The following is a 22,457-nucleotide window of genomic DNA, read 5'->3' as shown; positions in this document are numbered from 1 at the left end:
TTAAGCCCTAGGTTTTTGCATTAAATCCTCAATTTTCGTGTTTTTAAGCAATTCCACATGCCTAACTAGTTCGCCAACCACAACCTCAAAAATCTTCTTTCCCTTCTTTGCAGAAGCCGTTCTTGAAACGCCAAAGACCCCAGAGCTTGTATAGTCTGCGGTATCCAAAGGAAGTGTCACGCCTTCTATTTGCATTTTATGCTTGCGCGTTTCCTCATCAACCGCCTTTTCCATGTTGACCAATTGCGGATGCAAAGCCAAATTTACCGACGTTTCTTCCGCGCCAGCGTGCCCTCTTTCTTCAGAATTGAAAATGTTTGGCAAAAGTTTGCTCGCCGCAGGCCACCACTGAAAGACTGAGATGAAGATTCCTTTTTCTCGCAGTTCTCGAGCCAGTTCAGTAAGAGCATGAAGATTGCCGCCGTGCCCATTTACTATTACAATTTTCTCTACGCCATAATAATTCAGTGCGAGACATGCTTCTTTCACGTAGTTTTTGAATGTTTTAGGCGAGATGAAAATGGTTCCCCAAAACTGTTTATGATGTGAACTGACGCCGAAGGGAACGACTTGCAAACATAAAACGCCAGTGCGTTTGGAGGTTTCTTCAGCTATCGCCTTAGCTATTAGATGGTCTGTTCCAAGCGGGTTCTGAAGACCGTGTTGCTCGTTGGAACCGACGGGCAAAATGGCGATGTCGTTCTTAGTGAAGTATTTTTTGGCTTCACTCCAGCTCATCTCATGCAACAAAACTTTCAACTGTTTCACCTTCACGAAATCGCTTATATTAAGAGGCGAATGATATAAAATTTGCATTTGAACGGTGAACAAGTTGAAGGCTTTGATTCTTGCTGGAGGCTTCGGCACGAGGTTGAGACCGCTGAGTTGCACAAGACCTAAGATTCTATTTCCAATAGTCAACAAGTCCTTGTTAGAATGGACTTTTGAAAGGCTAGCTAAAAATGGAATAGATGAGGTTGTGTTAGCTGTCAGCTACCAAACAGAAACTTTCATTAAACTTTCACGGGTTCCAAAACATGGAATACACATTACTTATTCTCGAGATCCGCTAAGAAAACCACTGGGCACAGGCGGACCAATAAAGAAGGCTCAGAAACTAATTGGTTATGACGCATCTTTTTTGGTTATAAACGGAGACATTTTTGCTGATGTAAACTATGCTGAATTATTGAAGAGACATAAAGAGAAGCATGCTTTAGCAACGATTGCCCTTCATAAGGTCGAAGACCCAAGCAGATTCGGAGTAGCAGAACTAGCAGAGAATGGACGCATAAAGAGGTTTGTGGAGAAGCCCGAACGTAAAAAGGCTCCGTCTGATTTGATAAATGCTGGAGTGTACGCCTTTAACCCTGAAATCTTCGAGTACATTCCAGAAGGAAGAAAAGTGTCTCTTGAACGTGAAGTTTTTCCAGAACTCGCTGAAAAAGGCATACTTCATGGGTATGTTTTTGATGGTTTATGGACGGATATAGGTAAGCCGGAAGACTATTTGGAAACTAACAAGACTTTGCTGTCTTCCGCTGCAAAGCACCAAAAGTTGAATACTAAAGGTAACGTTGAGATAAGAAGCCCTGTGGCTTTTGACAAGGGAGTTTCAGTAGGAGAAAAGTCAGTCATTGGTCCTTTTTCAGTTTTAGGACGAAACGTTAATGTCGGCAAAAGCGTTCAAATACGGGAATCCGTGATTTTCCCAGACACAGCAATATCTGATTTTTCAACAATAAACAACGCGATAATCGGCGAAAACGTGGCTATAGGAGCAAACGTTAAAATTGCAAAAGGATGCGTAATAGGAGACCACGCAAAAATAAAAGACGATGTGTCACTTGCAAGCGGAGTATGGGTGTGCCCTGCAAAGGAAGTTTCAGAAAGCGTATTAACGCCAAAATGCATCGCTTAAAAAGGAGAGCCCAAAAAAATTATGCAAAGCTCGAAACGCTTGTTTGGAACAAACGGAATCCGCGGATTAGCCAACAAAGAGTTAACTCCGGAAGTTGCGATTAAGATTGGATGCGCAATAGGCACATTTTTCAAGCGAGGAACGCTCATAGTTGGATATGACGCTAGAACAAGCGGTCCAATGCTTGCAAAGGCGGTTATTTCTGGGTTAAACGCAACCGGATGTGACGTGCTTTTTGCTGGTATGGCGCCTACACCCGCATTACAATATGCGGTCAAAACAGAAAGAACAGACGGCGCAGTAATAATAACCGCGTCGCATAATCCACCAGAATACAATGGAATAAAAGTTGTTTGGAATGATGGAATCGAACTTTCTCGCGAACAAGAAATAGAAATTGAGAAAATATTTTTCCAAGATAAAATACGCTACGCAGAATGGAACAAACTAGGCGAAACACACGAACTGCCGGGAATAATTGACGACTACGTAGAAGCCATAAAAACACATGTTGACGTTGCAAGAATAGCGAAAAAACATTACCACATCGTTGTTGACGCAGCAAACAGCGTCGGCAACCTAGCCGCGCCAAAACTACTTCGAGATTTAGGGTGCAAAATCACAACATTAAACGGAAACATTGACGGAACCTTCCCGGGAAGATTACCGGAACCTCGCCTAGAAAACCTCAATGATTTAGCTTTAACCGTGGACGCTGTGGGTGCAGATTTAGGCGTAGCCTATGATGGAGACGCTGACCGTTCAGTTTTTGTTGACGAAAAGGGGGAAATTTACTGGGGAGACAAAACCTTCGCGTTAATAGAAAAATATTTTTTGCAAGAAAATCCAGGCGAAAAGATTGTCACGCCCGTGAGTTCTTCAACTTTGATTAAGGACGTAGCTGACGCTTACGGTGGAGAACTTGTATGGACTAAGGTTGGAAGCGTCACAGTCGCACAGACCATGAAAAAACTGAAGGCAAAACTTGGCGGAGAAGAAAATGGCGGAGTCTTTTATGGACCGCACCAATCAGTCAGAGACGGCGCGATGACGACAGCCCTAATTTTAGACATTATGGCGAAAACAAGCCAAAAACTATCAAAGCTTCTTGGAGATTTGCCAAAATATTTTATTGAAAAAGGCAAAGTGGAATGCTCTGAAACGCTTAAAGAGGCTGTTCTGAAAAAGCTGACTGAGCAAGTAAAAGGATTGAGAATAAGCACTATTGACGGCGTCAAAATATGGTTTGAAGACAAAAGCTCTATTTTGATTCGCCCAAGCGGAACAGAACCCATTTATCGGTTGTATGCAGAAGCCAAAACAGAGAAGAAAGCACAAGAACTTGTCCGCGAGTACACCTTAAAACTAGAAAAAATAATTAAGAGTTTGAAGAGTTAAAACTGCCCTTCACATTAACAATTATGAGGACCGCTTGAAATGTCACCAACAATGCTAAACATAAAACCGGAAGAAATCGACACGCCAGAAAAATGTGGAAACTATACAATCAGTATAATAGGCTGCAGAGAAACCGGCATTCTCCACGCCTACCTTTTTGCTGAGGCGGGATTCAAAGTCACATGTGCAGATACAGACCAAACAGTAGTAAATGCAATAACAAAGGGAAAAATTCCTTTTTTAAAGCGTGAAAATGAGCTTAAATTGAAGAGCTACGTAAAAACAGAGTTATTAAGCGCAATAAGCGACATACGCACAGCTGCTTCCAAAAGCGATGTTGCGGTCATAACGACTTCTGTGAAAATCGATAAGAAGAAAAAACCTGATTATTCAGAAATTGAAAGCGTCTGCAAACAAGTTGGTTTAGGTCTTCATCGTGGCGCCTTAGTAATTATCGTAAGCACCACAGGGGTCGGCGTCATAGAAGGATTAATTAGAGAAACTTTGGAAAACACTTCTGGACTTAAGGTTGGAACTGATTTCGGTTTAGCTTACAGTCCAATTCAAATCTTTGAGGGACAAACATTAGAAAAATTGGCGAATCATAAACGAATTGTGGCAGCAACAGACAAAGACAGCTTAAATGCGGCATCGATGATTCTTGAGAAAGTTTCAAAGAATGGCGTTAGAAAAGTAGAAAACATAAAGGTAGCGGAAGCAACTGCACTCCTTGAAACAGTACACCACGACGTTAATGTAGCACTTGTTAATGAGTTGGCTGTTTTATGCGAAAAATTAGGTGTAGATACTCTCGAAGTCTGCAAGCTTGCGAACGCTAGTAATAACTCAGCAATTCCTTTCCCACAAATCACTCCAGAAGAAACACAGGAAAAACCATATCTGCTATTAGACGACGCTGAGAACCTCGATGCAAAACTCCGCTTACCCGCAATCGCTAGAGACATAAATGGCGAAATGATTAAACACGCAATTAACTTGACAAAGGACGCCTTGAAAACATGTGGAAAAACGTTAAGACGAGCGCGAATTTCTTTGTTCGGAATTTCACAACTACAAAACATGAGGGGCACTCCAAAAAAAATGGTAAAAGAACTCGCTGAAATGCTGGAAGCAAGAGGCGCCAGAGTCAACCTTTGCGACCCATACTTTTCAGGAGAAGAATTATCGGGCATACATCACGTGTTTAGCAGAAACTTGTTTGAAGCTGCAGAAGGTGCAGACTGCATATTAATACTCACGGGACACGAACAACTTAAACGTCTAAACTTAAAAAAACTGAAAGTCTTAATGAAAATGCCGGCGGCAATCATCGATTTTGAGGGAATCGTTGAACCGGACAAAATTGAAAAGGAAGGCTTCATATACCGTGGCTTAGGAAGAGGAGTGTGGACAAAATGAAAAAACTAGGCGTAGCAGTGATTGGAACAGGCTTCTGGGGACGAAACCACGCCAGAGTATTCAAGGAATTAGAAGAGACAGAACTTTTAGCCGTCTGCGACATTGACGCTGAAAAAGCAAAGAGCGTGGCTAAACAATTCGGAGTAAAACCTTACACAAACACAGGAAAACTGTTGAAAAGAGAAGATATAGAAGCAGTGAGCGTTTGCACATGGTCAACAAGCCTCGCAAAAGAAGCCCTAAAAGCACTGAAAGCCGGAAAACACGTTCTAGTTGAGAAGCCCATGGCTGCAAACACGAAACAAGCAGAAAAACTGTTAGAAACAGCCAAAAAAGAAAAATTGCACCTCACCGTCGGCTTTTTAATGCGATTTATTCCTGGACTACAGCACATTAGAAAAGCTGTTGAGAACAAGACACTTGGCGAAATTGTATGTGCAACATCAAAGAGAGTTTCTCAGTGGCCAGAAAGAATAGGCGACGTTGGCGTAGTTAAAGACACAGCCATACACGACATAGACGTAATGAGATACTTATTCGATGAGGAGCCAATAGCTGTTTACGCCAAAACCGGAAACATGAGACACAAAAAATTCGAAGACTACGCACAAATAATGCTTACCTTTGAAAGCGGAAAAAGCGCTTTAATTGAGTCCAACTGGCTGACACCATACAAAACACGAATACTAATAGTTACCGGAAGCGCGGCAATAATGAAACTGGATTATATCACACAAGAATTAACTGTGGAAGACGCAAAAGAAACCGTGCAGCCGCGATATCCATGGCAAGAACCACTGAAACTTGAGCTTAAACACTTCGCAAACTGCGTCATGAAAAAGGAAAAACCACTAATAACAGGGATGGATGGCTTAAAAGCCCTTCAAATCGCCGAGGCAGCGTTGAAATCCTCTGCAACAGGCAAAGTTGTAGAACTAAAATAAATTGTGATTGATGACTACGTTTTGCCCTAACCTTTCAAGTTGAAAGGCTTACCTTCACGCCGAACCTTCTCTGGAACCTTCTCCTTCCACTTTTCTAAGAACGGCAAATCTTCAGCTTCTTTCCGCAATTCGTCAGGCAGCATTTCTGGAATCTCGTCGCGTATTGGATACCATCTTAAACATTTAGGACAAACGATTAAGCCTTCAACTATTTCGGCTTTTTCTTCGAACACGTGCAATTCCAGTGGGTGATGCTTGTCAATTGGACAAGCCAATATTTCCATCAGTTTCTTTTTGATCTTCTGTCCCTCCAGACCACATTTTCGCATTCAAACCTATAAAACATTTTTAGGCTTCCTCAAAACTAAATCCTTTTTCAATGAGCTCCTTCCACATATTCAAAGCTTCAGCAGTATAGACTGCTTCTTTTCCATAGTGCAGTAGACACGGAAACTCCTTGCATAGAAAACAAGATTTCACGTTCTTTTCTTTCGCGCACTCCCAAAATGCGCATCCTCTATGAGAATCTCTAACTTTTCTCAACTGTTCATTAACCCAATCGCATCCGAAACATCGTTTTTCTTTGCGCTTGTAAACTGGGCAACATTCACAGTATATGCCACACATGCCCGCTTCAGTATTCAACCACCTCACCAATCATCAACACTAAAACGACACGCATAAATGCTTTCATATTCGCTGGACTATCTTGATGTCTAAAACTATTTGATACCAGTTTGGACCAGTTGTTCTGACAACTCGACCGAATGGGATTTCGAAGGCAGCACCAAGGTGTTCAAGTTTTTCTGCGACTTTCGCCTTAACTTTTTCGATTGGATTCTCATTTTTCTTGGCATGTTCAAAATAGTAAAAATGTATCCATCCACCGGTTTTCTTCAAAGTCGATAAGGCATAAGGCAGATACTCTAGCGCTTTTTCTGGCAGAGGCATCAAAACTCTATTTGCAATGTGGCGTAGCCTTGTTTCAATAACTTCTTTTGCATCACCTAATAAAGGGATAACTTTTCCATAAACTCTATTCAACCTGACATTGTCTTCCAAATACTGAACTGCTGCACGATTAACATCAATCGAATAGACTTTTTGAGCGTTCGAATGCTTGGCAATAATTATGGAGAAACAGCCGACCCCGCCGAACATGTTAACGACTACTTCGTTATTTTCAACCAGTCTCGCAATCCGCATTCTCTCGAAGAAAAGCCGGGGCGAAAAATAGCATTTCTCAACATCGACAGAAAACAAGCATTCCGATTCTCTGTGAACTGTAACAGTCTTGTTTTCACCAGCAACATGTTCCAGTTTTCGAAGTCTAAAATCTCCCGTAACTGGGCTTGTTTGTGCTAAAACAGTTTTGACATTTTTATGCACCGCTATAATAGCTTCGGCTACGGTTTTACAGAACATTTTTGCTTCTTCTGAGACACGTATAATCGCTATGTCTCCTACAATATCATAGGAGTTACAAACGGATTGCAATTCGTCGGGGGAAAGAACTTCTGCTAAAAGCATCTTTAATTTTTTCTTCAAGGACGATAGCTCCTATTAATAACGATACAGTAACTGGAAACATTTAAAAGCAGACGGGTTTCCTTTGTAAGAAGAGGACCTTGCCATGGAGAAAACGACGGCTGGAATAGTTTACGAATGTGTAAGATGTGGAGCGAAAGTTCCTTCCGAAGAGTTGGAACTCCGCGGTGGAGAAATTAAATGTATAGTCTGCGGTTATAGAATTTTGAAAAAAGTGAAACCGCCCGTTGTTAAACGTGTCCCTGCCAAATAGAAGTTGAAGAGGCAAGCTACTTAATCAATGAAAAAAGGGTTGTTTCAAGGACTCACTGAAACTTTCTGTTAGAAGATTTCTTTTTCTCCAATCTTGCGAAGAGCTCTTCCACGAAGCTTTATTGTTGGACCAACGACTTCTTCAGGTTGTTTTTCTACAGTTTTTCTTTTTACAGTCTCTCCGCAGACCCCTCTGGGCAGCAGTCGCCTTTTTATGCAAATGGCGTACGTGCAGTTTGCAACATTACACATTTCTTCGGTCCATCTGCACCATACACCATCTCGTCTATAGACTGTAGCGTTTTTGGCGCATTTAAAGGAATTACATGTTGGAGAACAAGCCTTCACTTGAGCCAACACATGCACGACCTTTAACCATTTATTTCAATAAAACTTTTGTATTGATACTGCTTCTTCCTTGATAAATAATCACTTGACTTTTGATATAAACCTTTTTCCCCCAGACTCCTTATTTTCACTCTGGCTTTTCGTTTTCTTGAGAAGTCTTACGGCGTTTTCTGCGGTAAACCTCTATTGCAAGAAGAAAAACCACAATTAATATGATTATTATCGCGGTTACTAAATGAATTGTTTCAATAAGCAACCCAGCTAACATGACGTATTTTCCTATTCTTATTTCAATGGTTGTAGAACCTTCAATAATGTAATTTCCTCCTGCGTAAGGTTGTGTTTGTTCGGCTAAGTAGACTGTTATTTGGATGTTTCCACCAATAACGTTGTTGAAAGTCACTGCGCCATTGGCTTGCGTACTATAGGAACTTTCAGACATGCCTTCCCGTTGCAGAACTACAAGTGCGTTAGGAATTGGTTGTCCAAAGTAATCTACGACTCTAACAGTAACATCCAAACCATATAGGTTGCAGCTAATGGACACATTTTTATTCTCAAAAAGAGCAACAACAGTTTCGTTCAGTTTTATACCGTTTTCTTCATAAACTTCTACAGAGTAATTGCCAAAAACAGCATTGAAGATAACTATTCCTTCAGCATTCGTTTTGTCCTCATAGAATATTCCACCCATAAACTCGAAAAGCCTCACTGTAGCGTTGCTGATTGGCTGGTTGTTTGCGTTTGGATTTGTGACGTTTACCTGTAAAGTTTGTGTGGGGCAAGTTACGTTTATATCAAACCAAGCCACCGCATTCGCATTTACAAACAGATTAGGTATGGCTGTCTCGTTAAATGATACACCATAGCGTGAAACATTGAAAGCATACGTAACATTAGGCAATAAAGAATGGAATACGGCTATTCCGGTAAGGTTGGTGGTCGCCGTCAAATTTTCAGGCGAAAGGAATAAACCAGCCTCTGAAACCCGCACTTCAACACTACCAACAAAGGCTTTCACTAAAATTCTGAGGTTAGTAAGGTTGCATGCAAAATCTAACGATGCAGCTTCGGTGATGTTTAACCAATGCTCGCCAACTTTTTGATCTCTGTAATATGCCTCGCCCGTATAGTTTCCAATCTCAAGCTCAACACGTACTAAACCATCAGAATTACTTGTTGCGTTTACTACAGATGTAGCGTTTTCGTAAACTCTAAGCGTTACATTTCGAACTGGTTCGCCCGCAAGATTTCTTGTAGTAACGTTAATTTCAAAACCGGGAACTGTGAAGCTTTGGGTGTCAGGTGGGTTCTTTGTTGTGTTCCCGAATGTTGAAGTTATATTAAGAATGTAAGTGCCTATTGTGGCGTTGTAAGGAACAGTCCAGTTCGCATAGATTATACCTTCGCTTGTGGCGTTTGTGCTGTCTGAGTGAAGCGTTGCGCCTCCGAAGCTTATTGTTATTGTAACATTTTCTTCTGCCTTGTAACCCAATGCCTTAATGTCAACAACGTCGAATCGGTGGTATTGGGTAGCGTTTGTTAAGCCTACAAAAAAGGTTGCCGATGCGAGTGTGCTGTTAAAGAAGACTTTGTAAGTGCCAGTGTAGTTGGTGTTAGCGTTTGGATTTTCGCTTATAAACTCGTCTGGAAAAGAAACTGTTGCGTTTCCATCTCCTTTATCGGAGGTTGCAATATTGAGCATTTTAGTGTAGGAAGCGTTTGTGGGTGTTTGAACCGTGATGTTCGCAACGTAAGATGCGCTTGCGTCTCCACCAATTATGGTCGCGTTGATTGCCGCGGAGTCTCCTTCTTGTCTCTGCAGTGGCTCTTCAACAGGCGCTATTTCCAGAAAGTATGACGTTAGCACTGTGAATGTTGATGTGTAATTCTCTCCGGCGCTATCATCAAGAAGCGTTACATTGTGGCTGCCTGCAAACGTGGTTGGAACGTTAAATGTCGCATTTACTAAGTATCCTTCTGCTTTTCCGCTTGCAATGGTGTCTCCGTCAAACTTGATAGTGAAAGTTCCGTTTGCGGTTGTTATGGTGCCGTTCAATTGAACAGAAGCTCCAACTTTTGCTGAAGAAGGAGTTAAAGAGGCAATTGCCGTTACAGCTTTCGCTGTTGGCATAAAATAGAAGAACGTTACTGTTAAAGAGAGAATGAGCATTAAAACTGTTAGAGATTTAGCCTTTCTAACCCAAGATTGCATCAAACATTTTTCCCTCGTACGTTTCCTTTGAATTTGTGAAGACTTCTAATACTGTGAACATTTTAAACTTTACCTTTTTATCGGCGAGGTTTAAACAGAAAACTAAATGTGTGCATAAGCAGTATTGACTTAATTCCGAGATGAACTAAAGTGATTGATGACCTATTGAGTTTAGTCCAAAAACATGAGGAATGGCGTGGAAAACAATGCCTCAACCTCATACCTTCAGAAAATGTTATGAGCCCCGCTGTACGTGAACTGCTTTCTTCAGAACTTGGACATCGATACACTGCAAGAGACCGCTTCTACATGGGTACACGCTACATAGATGAAATAGAACAGTATGGAGAAGAAATTGCAAAAAAAGTGTTTAGAGCGGACACTGCAGATTTACGCCCGCTTTCAGGACACATTGCCGACTTGATTTTTTTGGCTAATTTCACGAAACGCGGCGATACATTAATGTGTATTTCTCCAGAAAATGGCGGATACCCTGGCATGTGGAACGACGCTCTAGCGGGACTTTTAAACCTAAAAACTGTGCCTTTTCCTTTCTCCAAAGCTGACATGAACATACAAGTTGAAAGTGCAAAAGAAACCATAAAGCGCGTTAAGCCTAGAGTTGTGATTTTCGGTGCAAGCCTAATCACTTTTCCACATCCAGTAAAAGATTTGGCAAAAGTAGCCCAAGAAAATGACGCGTGCATAGGGTTTGACGGTTCCCACGTTTTAGGACTTATCGCTGGCGGTCAATTTCAAGACCCCCTAAGAGAAGGCGCCTACGCCCTTTTTGGTTCTACACACAAAAGCTTCTTTGGACCTCAAGGAGGAATAATCCTAGCAGACAAAGAACACGGTGAAATTCTAAAAGCGAAAGTGTATCCAGGTTTTGTAGACAATGCCCACTGGAACCGCATTGCAGCGTTAACTTTAGCGTTGATGGAGATGGAGAAATTTGGAAAGGCTTACGCAACGCAAGTGGTTCACAACTCGCAAGTTTTGGCAAAAGCCTTGCTCGATTATGGTTTTCCTGTCATCTGTAGTCATTTGGGATTCACTAAATCGCATCAAACAATATTGGATTATGGAAGTTACGAGCAAGGAAGAGCTATCGCAGAAAGACTTCAACTTGCAAACATTATCACTGACTGCGTTATACGAATTGGCACTTGCGAAGTCACGAGACGCGGGATGAAAGAGCAAGAGATGCTGCGAATTGCCGAATTGATTAAGAGAACAATTATGGACAAGGAACAGCCAGAACGAATTAGAAAAGATGTTGCAAAACTTTGTGCCGAATTTCAAAAGATTGAATACTGCCTTAAATGATGAACTGTTTTTATTTAACAATTCTAACTTCATATTTCTATGGCACAGAATAGCACAGAGAAGTGACATGCTTGGAAACTTTAGTTCCCTCAGCACTCATACAAGCTATGAAAAAACAGAAATACCACTTTGTCGGTCGCCACTCAGCCGTCAAAAGATGCAGATGGCTTTACGAAACACTAGTTCACGATAGGCCATGTTATAAACAGAAATTCTACGGCATAAAAACACATCAGTGCATACAAATGACGCCAGCAGCGTTTTTCTGCACTCAGCAATGTCTCTTTTGTTGGAGAGCCCAAACTGACGATTTGCAAATTACATGGAACGAAATGAAGCTACCGCCAGGGGATTTACCAGAAGAAATTGTTGACGGAAGCATCAAGGCGCAACTTAAAATTTTAAGCGGATACAAAGGCAATCCAAAAGCTAACAAACGCAAATTCAGGGAAGCCCTAACTCCAAGACACGCCGCGATAAGCTTGACTGGAGAGCCTACACTCTACAACAACATCGGAGAACTAATTAGGGCTTTTCACAGGAGAGGGTTCACTACTTTTCTCGTTTCTAATGGAACCGTGCCCTCAGCGTTGGCAAAATTAAGTGAAGAGCCAACACAGCTTTACATTTCTGTTTGCGCTCCGGATGAAGAATCATTCAAGAATGTTTGCCGTCCACAGATTCCCAAAGCATGGGAAAAAGTGAATGAGACATTAGCGCTTTTGCCTAGTTTTAAATGTCCCACTGTAATTCGGATAACGTCGGTGCGTGGTTTAAACATGAAAAACATTGAAGGTTACGCTAAACTTGTTGCGAAAGCTAATCCAACCTATATTGAACCGAAAGCTTACATGCATGTGGGATTTTCTAGGCTTCGGTTAGGCTATGAACATATGCCAAGTTTAGCGGAAATAATGGATTTTGGAAAACAATTAGCAGCAGAAACTGGGTATTTGATAATTGATAAATCAGCAGAGAGCAGAGTTGTATTATTGAGTAGGATTAAGAAGCCTATAAGATTTAGTGATGGTTAGAATTTGTTGCATATGATTCAGAATTTTTAAGGATTTTGCAAAGCAAACTGTTCTTTTGCGAATGACATGATAAAAAAGCTTAAATACCATTCCCTATACAATTGATTTCTTAAACCAAAAATTAAATCAAGGTGTGAACAAGAATGGTTAACGAAGGAAGAGGACGACTTTTCAGAAGAAAAGACGGAAAATTCCTAATCTACCTACCAAAAGATCTAGCAGAAGACAGCATGTTCCCATTCAAAGGCTCAGACTCCATATTCGTCAAAATAAGCTTCAAACTAGGAGACAACAAACTGCTAGTAGAGAAATGGAAAGAACCTCCACCACAACCACAATAGGAAAAAGCAAAAGTTACACGCTGGGCTCTCTCCCCATTTTTTTTCTTGTATCAACACATAATAAAACACTTATCTATTTACTTCGCTAACTAGAAATGGTGCTCATTGCGTGCCATCCTTAAGAAATACCTTGCGCGAAATAAGAAAGGAATTGAAAGAAAAAGAGAGCATGCGAGAAAACGCTCAAAAGAGCATGCGAAAGGTAACAAGCCTTTCCAAACAAGCGATACTTTTGATTCATCAGAAAAAATTAGAAGAAGCAAAGAGACGCATCCAAGAAGCAAAAGAAAACCTTGCGGACCTTAACACTTTGTCAACTAAGTACCCAGAGATAATTTATGGTGGTTTATTTGATTCTGCATTACAAGAGTTTTCTGAAGCGAACATATTTCTAAGCTTGGTAGAAAATGGAATATTTGTAACTCCAGAAGAAGTGAACGTGCCTTCAATTGATTATGTTCTTGGGTTAGCAGATGTTATAGGCGAGTACAGACGTTTAGCTTTGGATGCTCTACGCGAAGGCGACGTAGCGAAAGGAGAAAAATGCTTACAGATGATGGACCACATCTACGTTGAACTTATGTCCATGGATGAGGCGTACATGCTTGTTCCTGGTCTAAGAAGAAAATGCGATGTTGCAAGAAAAATTATTGAAACCACGCGTGGAGATATAACGCAGGAAATGCGAAGAAAATCTTTGGAAGAATATTTGAGGCGCTTTGAAAAATCGCAAAGAAAAAAGAAAGCCTAAAAGTTGCCTAAATGGGTGATACGGACATAAAATCTAAATTTTCGGTTGAAAAAGCTCATAAAGCACAGTTACTCTTGTCACAGCGAATCATATTTAAGGATAAACTTCCAAGAAAGATTCGTTTTGTTGCTGGTGTCGACGTTGCTTATGTTAATGGGGTGTCAATTGGTGCAGCGGCAGTGCTGGATTATGATTCTCTTCGGCTCATAGAATCAGAAGTGGTTTTTTGTAAAACGAGTTTTCCCTACGTGCCCACGCTTCTTTCCTTCAGAGAAATTCCGCCTGCCGTTTTATGTGCAAGACAGCTAAAAGTTCAGCCAGATGTTTATCTTGTTGACGGCCAAGGTTTTGCACATCCATACCGCTGCGGGTTTGCAAGCCATTTAGGCCTCGTGATAAGAAAGCCAACTGTTGGTGTTGCAAAGAGCAGACTTTTCGGCGAAGTTGACAGCGCAACGATTGAGAAGGATGTTGCTTTTTTAAGGCATGAAAATGAAGTTGTTGGCGCTGTTGTTACAACAAAGCATGGATGCAAGCCGGTCTATGTTAGTGTTGGACATATGGTTTCCTTAGAAACTGCCATAGAAATTGTTAAACACTGCACCCGTGACCATCGCGTTCCAGAACCAATCTTGAAAGCTCATGAAACTGCGACGAGGGAAAAACGAAAAATCAATATCGCATCAGCAACAACAAAGGAACAGTGAGATTAGAATTGCTTCACCCAAAACTTGCAGTTTTAACGAAAAAGATTCGTGACAAGAAACTTCGAAAAAAAGTCGTTGAATTGTTGGAAAATCCATCATTCGAAATAAACAAGAAGAAACATCCAAGCTTGCCTTTGGACGTGTCACCAGCTGGACTTTCACATCATCATTGCTATCCTGGCGGTTACATAGAACACGTAGTTTCTACAGCAAATCTTGCATTAGCAATGTGCGATTCTATTGAGAAAATTTATCATGGAAAGGTAAACCGCGATTTGGTTCTGGCTGGAGTTTTGTTGCATGACATTTTCAAGCCCGCCACATACGCTGTGAATGAGAATGGAAGCTATGGCTCTACACATTTAGCCGATTACATGGACCATTTGTCGCTTGTGATTTCTGAGCTTGTTCGAAGAGATTTTCCTTTAGAGCTAGTTCATGTGGTGTCTGCACATCATGGCGATTATGGCCCGATAAGACCGCACACTGTCGAAGCTTTGGTTTGTCATTTGGCGGATTTAATGGATTCACGATTGAACGGCGAAATTTTAAACGCAGCCGCTTATCTAATGAGGAAAAGCGTCGGCGAGGAATTGCGTGGATTGACTTCGAAGGAAGCTTTCGACATAATAAATTCGAAGGTTATCGAAGGTTGGGAAGGCGTAGCGAAGGCTGTGGAGAAGATAAAACGAAGGAGAAAATCTCGCAAAACTTAATAGTTGTTTCCACGTGAAGATTTGAAAAATGGTGAATGCTATAATGGAAATTTCATTTGAGGAATTTCAAAAACTGGATTTGCGTATTGGAAAAATTGTTGAGGCAAACCAGATTTCCGGCTCGCGCAACTTGATAAGGATGATTGTGGATTTTGGAACGGAAAAGCGACAAGCGGTTGCTGGGCTCCTGCAATGGTATAAACCCGAAGAGTTGGTCGGCAAAAAGTATGCATTTATACTGAATCTTCAAAGGCGAAAGTTCATGGGCATCGAATCTCAATGCATGATTTTAGCTGCAGAAGACAACAAAGGCAATGTTGTAGCGTTACAGCCTGAAAAAGACATTGCGGAAGGAAGCAAAATACACTAGAAAAGGCATTCAGCTTAACAGTTTTGTTATAGCCTCAGCTTTTTCCTTATTGCCGACGAGACTTTCAATCATTTCTTGGTCCAAATCAAACCACTTGGCAAGACCAGCAGCCATCTCCGCATTGTTTTTGAAGATTATTCGAAGATAGGGAATAACTTCTTTTGTGGCTCTAACGGCTGAAATGTGGCATTTACGCTTAATCTTATATCCAATGTTTAGTTGCGTAGCACGTTCAGCCTTAGACCGCGACAACATTTGTATGCGTTCAGGAAACTTAAACGGTATCCATCCGTGAACCTTGGTGTTCTGCCTAGCCATAGCCACACCCGCAGTCAAATAGTCAATCACGTAGCGCATGAAACTCCAGTCTTGTGTTAGCCGGATTCTGCCGCGATATACGTCCGCCATTGAAAGGGCATCCATCGCCTTTGCCAGGTCATGTGGGTCTGTTAAATGTGCTGGAGCGTTTTCGTATATCCACTCGAAAAGCATGTCCACGTCAATGTCAGCCATGTCCGCCGCTTGTTTAGCGCCAACGCAGGTTTTCCCGTAAAGTATCATTCTCAAAACATTAAAAATCGTGTCTTGCCTATCGCGGTAGCCAAGCCAAGAAACATCCTCGTAAGTTAGTCTTTTTTTGCCTTGCGCTAATGCTTGTAGGTCATTCACTGCGGAACGAACATCGCCTTCTGAACGTTGTGCAATGAATTTTAAAGCATTTTCGTCGGCTTGGATTCCCTCAAGGGAACATATGCGTTTCAAATGTTTTGCAACTTCGCCGGCTGGTGGCTTCTTGAACTCTATAAGGAGGCAGAAAACGCGAAGATTTGTGAATCGCGGGTCATAGACGTTGTTAGCGATGAGAACAACAGGGCACTGAGCGGTTTTCACAATGTCAGTTATAGCTTTCACTCCGCCTCTGTCTGCTGTGCCCGTTAACCCGTCTAACTCGTCAAGCAAAACGATTCTCTTTCCGCCAAACAATGACCCAAACTGGGAGGCTAAGCCAGCAAATCGTTTGACGGCGTCTTCTGTTCGATAATCACTTGCGTTTTTCTCCACCAGTTCCATTTTGAAGTCATTCGCAAAAGCCTCAACCGTAACGGTCTTTCCAACACCTGGTGGTCCATAAAGAAATGCTGCTCGCTTTTTGGGAACACCTTTTTCCCAAGATTTTACCCATTCAACAAATTTTTCAATTGACTCTTTGTTTCCAACAACTTCCGCTAAGGATTTCGGTTTATACTTAAGGGTCCAAGTTGTATACACGAGAAACTGCACCTGTTTAGTTCTTCTTACCTATCTCGGAGCCAGCTTCAACAAGCCTAGCCAACAAAGCACTCAACTGAACCTCCTCATCGGCACCTTCAACAAGTCTGTAATCTATTTCGCCGACGATGTCAGCCAACTTTATCTTCCAGGGTTCTGGAATTTCTGCTCTGAAAATTTCTGTATGAATCTGCCGAATTATGTCGCTCCCTGCTACGCCATACTTCTGAATCATATCACGTAACTGTTTTCTTGCTTCCAGAAAGTTGCCGTTGATGGCGGTTTCAATCATTTTTTGGACGTCAGCGGGGTTGGCTCTTCCCGCAATGGAGTACACAACTTTCTGGTCTACTGGCTTGTTTAGCGACGCCGCTGCTTGCAGAGTGTTTATCGCTCTTCTCAGGTCTCCGCCGCAAACCTCAAAAATCGCATCTAATCCTTCTTTTAGAAGTTTGACATTTTCTTTTTCTGCGATACACTTCAGATGCTTGTCCTGTTCTTCTCTGGGTAAGAAAGTGAAGCGAAAAGGTGCACAGCGGGATTGAATGGGCTCTATTATTTTTCCACTGTAATTTGCGCATAAAATGAAACGGCATGTTTCTGTATAACGCTCCATCGTCCGCCTTAACGCTTGCTGAGCATCTGCAGTCATATTGTCTGACTCATCTAAAATCATGATTTTGAAAGGAATTTCCCCAATAGAACGGGCTCTTGCAAACGTCTTTACAGTTTCTCGAACAACATTTATGCCTCTCTCGTCACTTGCGTTTAGCTCCATAATGTGCTCTCTATAAACGTCGCCGTAAAGGTCTCTTGCTAAACAAAGTGCGGCCGTTGTTTTCCCAGTGCCTGGAGGACCGGCAAAAATGCAGTGGGGCACATTTCTAGATTTAACAAAACTCTTCAGCCGCTCAACTATTTCTTTTTGGTCAACCATGTCGTCTAGTGTTTTTGGTCGGTATTTTTCAGCCCACATTTCAAAGCTCATGAATCACGCCTCTATCCATAACTATTAACTATGTTTAAATTAATATGCTGTTCTGGTAAAGACACTTCCGAAATTCGGACGCATGCTTGGTTTTTAATGTGTTTTCTCTTCTTTCTCGAGAAAGCCCGTTAGGAAAATGGCGTATTCGCATGGATGCTCATTTTGTAGCAGAGACTTTATGATTTTGATTTTGCCTTTTTTGCCGTGACTCACTCGCGAAATGACGTAATCCAGCGTTTTTTTGCGTACTGTACAAAGCCAAGTTTTCTGCTGGTTTTTAACTAGCTTATAATATGGGCATGTTTTATATTTGAGAGTAAAGCCGCCTTCGAAGTATTCTATTTCAACTTCTATACCTAACTCTCGGTACATGTCAATTAGCCTGTCGCCTACTTCTCGGATAGTCCACGGGTAATCTTCCGGAAACATCTCATCCAATTGTTCCTTCTCAAGTGCAAACGCTTCTTCCACCGTTTTGCATGAAGTCATCTCGTCAACAAGCGTCTGCATTATTCGCTTTCTCGGCACGGGCTCCAGAACTGGTTTTTCAAGCAGTTTTAGTTTGAAACTGAGAAGATTTTGAAACACGGTTGTGGAAATATCGTAGCCAAGTTCTCTAAACATCGACTCGATAAGCATCCGTTGACTGTTCATTATTAAAGGTTCAACCCTTTTGAATATCATGGTGAAATGTTCGTCGTCAACAAACCGCACTTCCGCGTCCGGTTGAGTCGCGTTGACGCTTTTAAGGATAAAATTCTGGGACAATCTTCTGATTTTTTCCGGGTCATTTCTTGCAAGCATGCGAATAGCATTTGCAATGCGGACACCAGTAGCGCGGTATATTTCGTCAAATTTCTGCCTATCAGTCTCGTAAACTTTGGACGCAAAAGAGTTAAAGAGTTCGCGAGGAACTGGAACAACGTCTAAGAATTGTTTGCCAATTGTTTGGAAGAGGCTTAGTTCAGCCAGTTGGTCGAGGAGGCTTTGGTCTTCGGCGCCTACATATTTTACCGTCATGTTCACGGTTGTGTGTTCAATTGAATAGTTTACAAGTTTCCATCCGCGCGTCGCGAGCATGACGGAAAAAGCTGCAACTGATATACGAGTTACTGGAATTGCTGTCACTTGGAAAACTAGTTCTAACGTGTTTTCTTCTTTTTCCGCTAATACCTTTGCTTGCCTAAACCAGTTCATTTTGACACATGCAGAAAGCAATCCTTTCACAAAATCTTTAGGTTCTTTAGGAAGTTCATCTGCACCTAAAGCAATCCGCACATCCTCTATGAAAGAACCCAAATCTGTGACTGGCTCTTCCAAGTGTTTTTCAGCCCAACTCATGAAGGCAGGTCCAACCAACATCAGGTTATTTTTGAACAATCCCGGCGTTACATTTGACAATCTTTTTTCAATTTGTTGGTCAAGAAACTCGCCGAACTCTCTTTTTCGCAGAGGATAAACTTCGGAGCGAATCATTTTAATGACGATGTCTTCTCCCATCATGCGAAGGTCGAAAGGAACTCCTATGCCCTCAAGAATAGTTGCGATTTGAAACGCTACTATTTCGGGCAGACGCTTGAACGCTTTTGGTCTCAGTATAGCGACACTGTCTATTTCGCTGTAGGAGGGAATGTCAAACATTCTTGTTAAATTCCTAATTTCTTCAAGAACCGAGATGAACTCTTTGAAGTTAGACGGAGTTTTCCATGCAACCGACCCCTTCAAAATTTCAATAATGTTTTTTGCTTCCGCTTTCTGTTCCTTTATGAGAGACTCAATGGTTTTGTCTCCAACAGCAACATCTAGCAAACTGTCTAAAGTTTTCCTACTAATAGATGTTAAGTCAAGCGCTTCTCTAAGGTTTGTCTGCTCACTCATCTTCGCCTTTATTACACAATCGTCGCACGAACCAACCTTATCAACTCTCAAAAGGGTTTCTACTGCCTTTTCAAGAACGCGACTTTTTGTGCCATACGTTTTTGCTAGTTCTTCGAGTGCTTCGTTGGTTTTTCTAGTTATGGTGGTGTGAAGATGTACGGACATGACTTATCACAAGATTACCGTTTTTTTGGTTGCTTTTAAACATGTTCACAAAAATCAATAAATGTACATGATAAACACAGAAAAAAAGAGGATAGTTTAGCTAGACACGATTGGTGAGACTGCTTTTCCCTTGCGCGCCATCATAGCATCAGCGACTCTTTTGACGGCTAACATGTAAGCTGCGGTTCGCATGTTCACGTTATGCTGCGTTGACATTTTGAGAACATCATTGAACGCCTTGGTTATAGTATCTTTAAGTTTGGCACGCACTTCTTCTTCTGTCCAGTAGTAATTCATTTGGTTTTGCACTTGCTCAAAATAGCTGACAATGACGCCTCCTGAATTTGCCAGAATGTCTGGAATTACGAAAATTCCTTTCTTATATAGGATTTCGTCTGCCTCGGGTGTTACTGGGCCGTTGGCGCCTTCCGCCACTATCTTCGCTTTAATGTTCGGCGCATTCTTTTCGGTTATTTGGTTCTCCAAAGCCGCGGGAACAAGTATGTCGCATTCCATTTCCAACAGTTGTTCGTTCGTTACGAGTTGGCTGCCAGGATAGTCAACTACAGAACCCGTCTTGTCCTTGTGCTCTAACACTTTCACTGGGTCTAAGCCTTGCGGATTGTATATGCCTCCTTTAGAGTCAGAAACTGCGATAATTTTGCATCCGATTTCATGAAGCAATCGTGCTGCATGATAGCCGACGTTTCCGTAGCCCTGCACTGCTACTGTTGCACCTTTCAGTTTTATGCCTAAATGTTTTGCTGCTTCCATAACTGTGTACATTACGCCTCTTGATGTAGCCTCGTTTCTTCCGAGTGAACCGCCGACATTAACGGGTTTGCCTGTTACTACGCCAAAGACTGGGTAGCCTACAATTTCGCTGTATTCGTCCATTATCCATGCCATCATTTCTGCGGTTGTGTAAACGTCTGGTGCAGGGACATCAGTGAAGGGTCCTATGAACTTGGAGATTGCGCGTGCGTATCCTCTTGTTAGGCGTTCCAGCTCTGCTTTCGACATTTCCTTAGGGTTGCATCTTATTCCGCCTTTTCCACCACCAAGCGGTAGTCCAGTAACAGCTGTTTTCCAAGTCATCCAAGCGGCTAAAGCTGTGACCTCGTCGAGCGTTAGGTCAGGGTGGTATCGTATGCCGCCCTTAGTTGGTCCCAATGCGTCGTTGTATTGTACACGGTAACCTGTGAAAACGCGGATGCTGCCGTCATCCATGACTACTGGAATGTTAACGATGAAAGCGCGCATTGGATGCTTCAGTATTTCGTGAATGCCAGGGTCTAGGTTCAGTTTTTGAGCAGCGATGTCTAATTGTTTAAGGGCGGCTTCGTAAGGGTTTGGCACGACAACTGGAGGCGCTAACGTCTCGATGTTAATGAATACAGCTGTTTGAAGTTTTTCTACCAAAGTTTTGAGAAGTTCACGTGCTACTTCACCATTACTGCCACCGTTGCTTCCGTAGAACCAATGATAAGCTTCAGCCAGAGCATCAGGACGGTTTGTCACGAAAGACCCAGCAGGTGCCATTTTGGGAGATTCAGAGAAGTAATCAATCAAAACGCGCAGCATGTTCAGTTCGTCTCTTGATAAAGGCAGTAGCTTCTTTAGTGGTTCAGGTGCTTTAACATGAACGTACTCAGCTTCGTTGATTTTTTTCTGGAGACCTTCAAAGACTTTCCAAGCGTCCTCTGGTGGAATGCCGAAGTTTTCAGAGTATGTAGTTACGAGAGCATAATGGGCTGTTGTATAACTTTCAATTTTAGCTGTAAGTTCTGGTTTTTCAGCGAAAAAGTCAGCCATAAGTTTTAGCATTCCTAATTCTCGCGCTGAAAGTTCTACTAAATTCAACATTTCACTTCATTCCTCCGGAAACACAATAAGACCAATGTTCAACTATAGAAATATTATGTCCATCATGTACACACGTGTACAACATCGTTAACACAAACCGAAACACAACATAACATTTTTAACCATGTCAGAGAATTCAAACCACGAGCGTGCAACCGATGCAAAATGAACAAACAAACTTCTATTCAACCGGCATAAAAAGCCTTGACAAACTCTTAGGCGGCGGCTTAATACTAGGCGAAAACGTTCTTTGGGAAATAGAGTCTGGAACATTCGCCAAAGAATTCCTTTACGCGTTCATAAAACAAGGCATAGTTGAAGGAAACCAAGTGATTTACTTAGACTTTATTTATCCTCCACAAGCGTTAATGTTACAGCTTGCTCAATTAACCAAAAAATTACCTGAAGGATGGGAAAAGAGATTATTGGTGCTCGACTGTTTCTCAGAAGCGGCAGGACAAGGCGAACTCATTTTCAGCGACTTTTACGACAAAGCACCCACATGGATGAGAAAAGTCCCAAGCTCAAAAGACCCAGACAGATTTCACCACTTTTTTGGAAGAATAGAAAGAGAATTTGTAACACCGGGCACGCGACTTGTTTTCAACAGTTTGTCTCTCATGGAACACAACTGGGGAAGAGATGCGGTAAAAACTTTTTTTGGACATGTCTGCCCAGCATTGTATGCATATCAAACTTTGGCTTATTGGACAATGGCGAAAAACGCGCATCCAAAAGAGTTTTGTGCGATGATTGAACACATGACGCAGGTTGTTATTGATTTGTCAAAAAATGGCGACAAAAACTTAATTAAAATAAGGAAGGCAGGCGGAAGATACGACTCTCAGACTTACCAGCAACGCGAATACACCGTTAAAGGTCTCCAAATAGATATTTTTTAATCAGCAGTACTGTAAGATTACAGTTTAATGTTCACGAATGTTCATTTTCGGCGACCGTTTAAAGCAACGCTTAAATTCTAACGCAAATATCCCTTC

General features: G+C 41.8%; 23 protein-coding genes. 13 read left to right on the top strand and 10 right to left on the bottom strand.

Annotated features, from left to right (window positions below; all coding sequences use genetic code 11):
* A complete protein-coding gene (locus QXW63_06555; protein MEM3461550.1) occupies window positions 1-867 on the bottom strand; it encodes a creatininase family protein in 867 nt (288 codons plus the stop codon).
* On the opposite strand from QXW63_06555, the gene QXW63_06550 reads away from it, so the two are divergent.
* The 4 genes from QXW63_06550 to QXW63_06535 are packed head-to-tail and all read left to right on the top strand — an operon-like array spanning window position 833 to window position 5,682.
* The gene (locus QXW63_06550; protein MEM3461549.1) at window positions 833-1,921 is read left to right on the top strand and encodes an NDP-sugar synthase; all 1,089 of its coding nucleotides are present in this window, start codon (window positions 833-835) and stop codon (window positions 1,919-1,921) included. The two genes, QXW63_06555 and QXW63_06550, sit on opposite strands and share 35 nt — an antisense overlap.
* 21 nt (window positions 1,922-1,942) lie before the next feature.
* On the top strand, window positions 1,943-3,319 hold the full coding sequence (glmM, locus tag QXW63_06545; protein MEM3461548.1) for a phosphoglucosamine mutase: 1,377 nt from the start codon (window positions 1,943-1,945) through the stop codon (window positions 3,317-3,319).
* Between the two features lie 39 nt (window positions 3,320-3,358).
* Complete coding sequence (locus QXW63_06540) at window positions 3,359-4,738, top strand: nucleotide sugar dehydrogenase (protein MEM3461547.1); 1,380 nt, start codon at window positions 3,359-3,361, stop codon at window positions 4,736-4,738.
* Window positions 4,735-5,682: a Gfo/Idh/MocA family oxidoreductase gene (locus QXW63_06535; protein ID MEM3461546.1), complete on the top strand. Its 948-nt coding sequence runs from the start codon at window positions 4,735-4,737 to the stop codon at window positions 5,680-5,682. Before QXW63_06540 ends, QXW63_06535 begins: the two co-directional genes overlap by 4 nt.
* 26 nt (window positions 5,683-5,708) lie before the next feature.
* Here the strand turns inward: QXW63_06535 and QXW63_06530 are convergent, their stop codons facing one another.
* From QXW63_06530 to QXW63_06520, 3 genes are read right to left on the bottom strand one after another with little or no spacing between them, the layout of a single operon-like run.
* A complete protein-coding gene (locus QXW63_06530; GenBank protein MEM3461545.1) occupies window positions 5,709-5,981 on the bottom strand; it encodes a Trm112 family protein in 273 nt (90 codons plus the stop codon).
* A 49-nt stretch (window positions 5,982-6,030) separates the two neighbouring features.
* A complete protein-coding gene (locus tag QXW63_06525) occupies window positions 6,031-6,327 on the bottom strand; it encodes a DUF3795 domain-containing protein (GenBank protein ID MEM3461544.1) in 297 nt (98 codons plus the stop codon).
* A 45-nt stretch (window positions 6,328-6,372) separates the two neighbouring features.
* Window positions 6,373-7,230 (bottom strand): class I SAM-dependent methyltransferase family protein, encoded by an 858-nt coding sequence (locus QXW63_06520; GenBank protein MEM3461543.1) that lies wholly within the window; start codon window positions 7,228-7,230, stop codon window positions 6,373-6,375.
* Between the two features lie 85 nt (window positions 7,231-7,315).
* On the opposite strand from QXW63_06520, the gene QXW63_06515 reads away from it, so the two are divergent.
* Entirely contained in the window at window positions 7,316-7,483 is a 168-nt protein-coding gene (locus QXW63_06515; GenBank protein ID MEM3461542.1) for a hypothetical protein, read from the top strand.
* A 68-nt stretch (window positions 7,484-7,551) separates the two neighbouring features.
* Here the strand turns inward: QXW63_06515 and QXW63_06510 are convergent, their stop codons facing one another.
* Together QXW63_06510 and QXW63_06505 are read right to left on the bottom strand one after the other, a co-directional pair.
* On the bottom strand, window positions 7,552-7,839 hold the full coding sequence (locus tag QXW63_06510) for a hypothetical protein (protein MEM3461541.1): 288 nt from the start codon (window positions 7,837-7,839) through the stop codon (window positions 7,552-7,554).
* Window positions 7,840-7,957: 118 nt separating this feature from the next.
* Complete coding sequence (locus tag QXW63_06505) at window positions 7,958-10,045, bottom strand: hypothetical protein (protein ID MEM3461540.1); 2,088 nt, start codon at window positions 10,043-10,045, stop codon at window positions 7,958-7,960.
* Between the two features lie 150 nt (window positions 10,046-10,195).
* On the opposite strand from QXW63_06505, the gene QXW63_06500 reads away from it, so the two are divergent.
* The 7 genes from QXW63_06500 (at window position 10,196) to metG (ending at window position 15,293) form a co-directional block, all read left to right on the top strand.
* Window positions 10,196-11,374 (top strand): hypothetical protein, encoded by a 1,179-nt coding sequence (locus QXW63_06500; GenBank protein ID MEM3461539.1) that lies wholly within the window; start codon window positions 10,196-10,198, stop codon window positions 11,372-11,374.
* Between the two features lie 71 nt (window positions 11,375-11,445).
* Window positions 11,446-12,408 (top strand): 4-demethylwyosine synthase TYW1, encoded by a 963-nt coding sequence (twy1, locus tag QXW63_06495; protein ID MEM3461538.1) that lies wholly within the window; start codon window positions 11,446-11,448, stop codon window positions 12,406-12,408.
* A 143-nt stretch (window positions 12,409-12,551) separates the two neighbouring features.
* Window positions 12,552-12,749, top strand: a complete 198-nt coding sequence (locus tag QXW63_06490) for a hypothetical protein (protein ID MEM3461537.1) — start codon at window positions 12,552-12,554, stop codon at window positions 12,747-12,749.
* 130 nt (window positions 12,750-12,879) lie between these two features.
* Window positions 12,880-13,500, top strand: a complete 621-nt coding sequence (locus tag QXW63_06485; GenBank protein MEM3461536.1) for a translin family protein — start codon at window positions 12,880-12,882, stop codon at window positions 13,498-13,500.
* Between the two features lie 11 nt (window positions 13,501-13,511).
* A complete protein-coding gene (locus tag QXW63_06480; GenBank protein MEM3461535.1) occupies window positions 13,512-14,207 on the top strand; it encodes an endonuclease V in 696 nt (231 codons plus the stop codon).
* Window positions 14,208-14,215: 8 nt separating this feature from the next.
* Window positions 14,216-14,923, top strand: a complete 708-nt coding sequence (locus tag QXW63_06475; protein ID MEM3461534.1) for an HDIG domain-containing protein — start codon at window positions 14,216-14,218, stop codon at window positions 14,921-14,923.
* Between the two features lie 43 nt (window positions 14,924-14,966).
* Complete coding sequence (metG, locus tag QXW63_06470) at window positions 14,967-15,293, top strand: methionine--tRNA ligase subunit beta (GenBank protein ID MEM3461533.1); 327 nt, start codon at window positions 14,967-14,969, stop codon at window positions 15,291-15,293.
* Between the two features lie 9 nt (window positions 15,294-15,302).
* Here metG and QXW63_06465 read toward each other — a convergent pair whose 3' ends face one another.
* From QXW63_06465 to QXW63_06450, 4 genes are all read right to left on the bottom strand, one after another.
* Complete coding sequence (locus QXW63_06465) at window positions 15,303-16,562, bottom strand: replication factor C large subunit (protein ID MEM3461532.1); 1,260 nt, start codon at window positions 16,560-16,562, stop codon at window positions 15,303-15,305.
* A 16-nt stretch (window positions 16,563-16,578) separates the two neighbouring features.
* Complete coding sequence (locus QXW63_06460; GenBank protein ID MEM3461531.1) at window positions 16,579-17,550, bottom strand: replication factor C small subunit; 972 nt, start codon at window positions 17,548-17,550, stop codon at window positions 16,579-16,581.
* Window positions 17,551-17,643: 93 nt separating this feature from the next.
* The gene (locus tag QXW63_06455; GenBank protein MEM3461530.1) at window positions 17,644-19,593 is read right to left on the bottom strand and encodes a hypothetical protein; all 1,950 of its coding nucleotides are present in this window, start codon (window positions 19,591-19,593) and stop codon (window positions 17,644-17,646) included.
* A 96-nt stretch (window positions 19,594-19,689) separates the two neighbouring features.
* On the bottom strand, window positions 19,690-20,979 hold the full coding sequence (locus tag QXW63_06450; protein MEM3461529.1) for a Glu/Leu/Phe/Val dehydrogenase: 1,290 nt from the start codon (window positions 20,977-20,979) through the stop codon (window positions 19,690-19,692).
* A 638-nt stretch (window positions 20,980-21,617) separates the two neighbouring features.
* Here QXW63_06450 and QXW63_06445 point away from each other — a divergent pair.
* Complete coding sequence (locus QXW63_06445; GenBank protein ID MEM3461528.1) at window positions 21,618-22,361, top strand: hypothetical protein; 744 nt, start codon at window positions 21,618-21,620, stop codon at window positions 22,359-22,361.
* The last annotated feature ends 96 nt before the right edge of the window (window positions 22,362-22,457 follow it).

It is taken from the genome of Candidatus Bathyarchaeia archaeon, assembly GCA_038873195.1.
GTDB lineage: Archaea > Thermoproteota > Bathyarchaeia > Bathyarchaeales > Bathycorpusculaceae > DSLH01.
The sequence above is the reverse complement of the archived record's forward strand: the minus strand, read 5'-3'. Positions and strand labels throughout refer to the sequence as shown.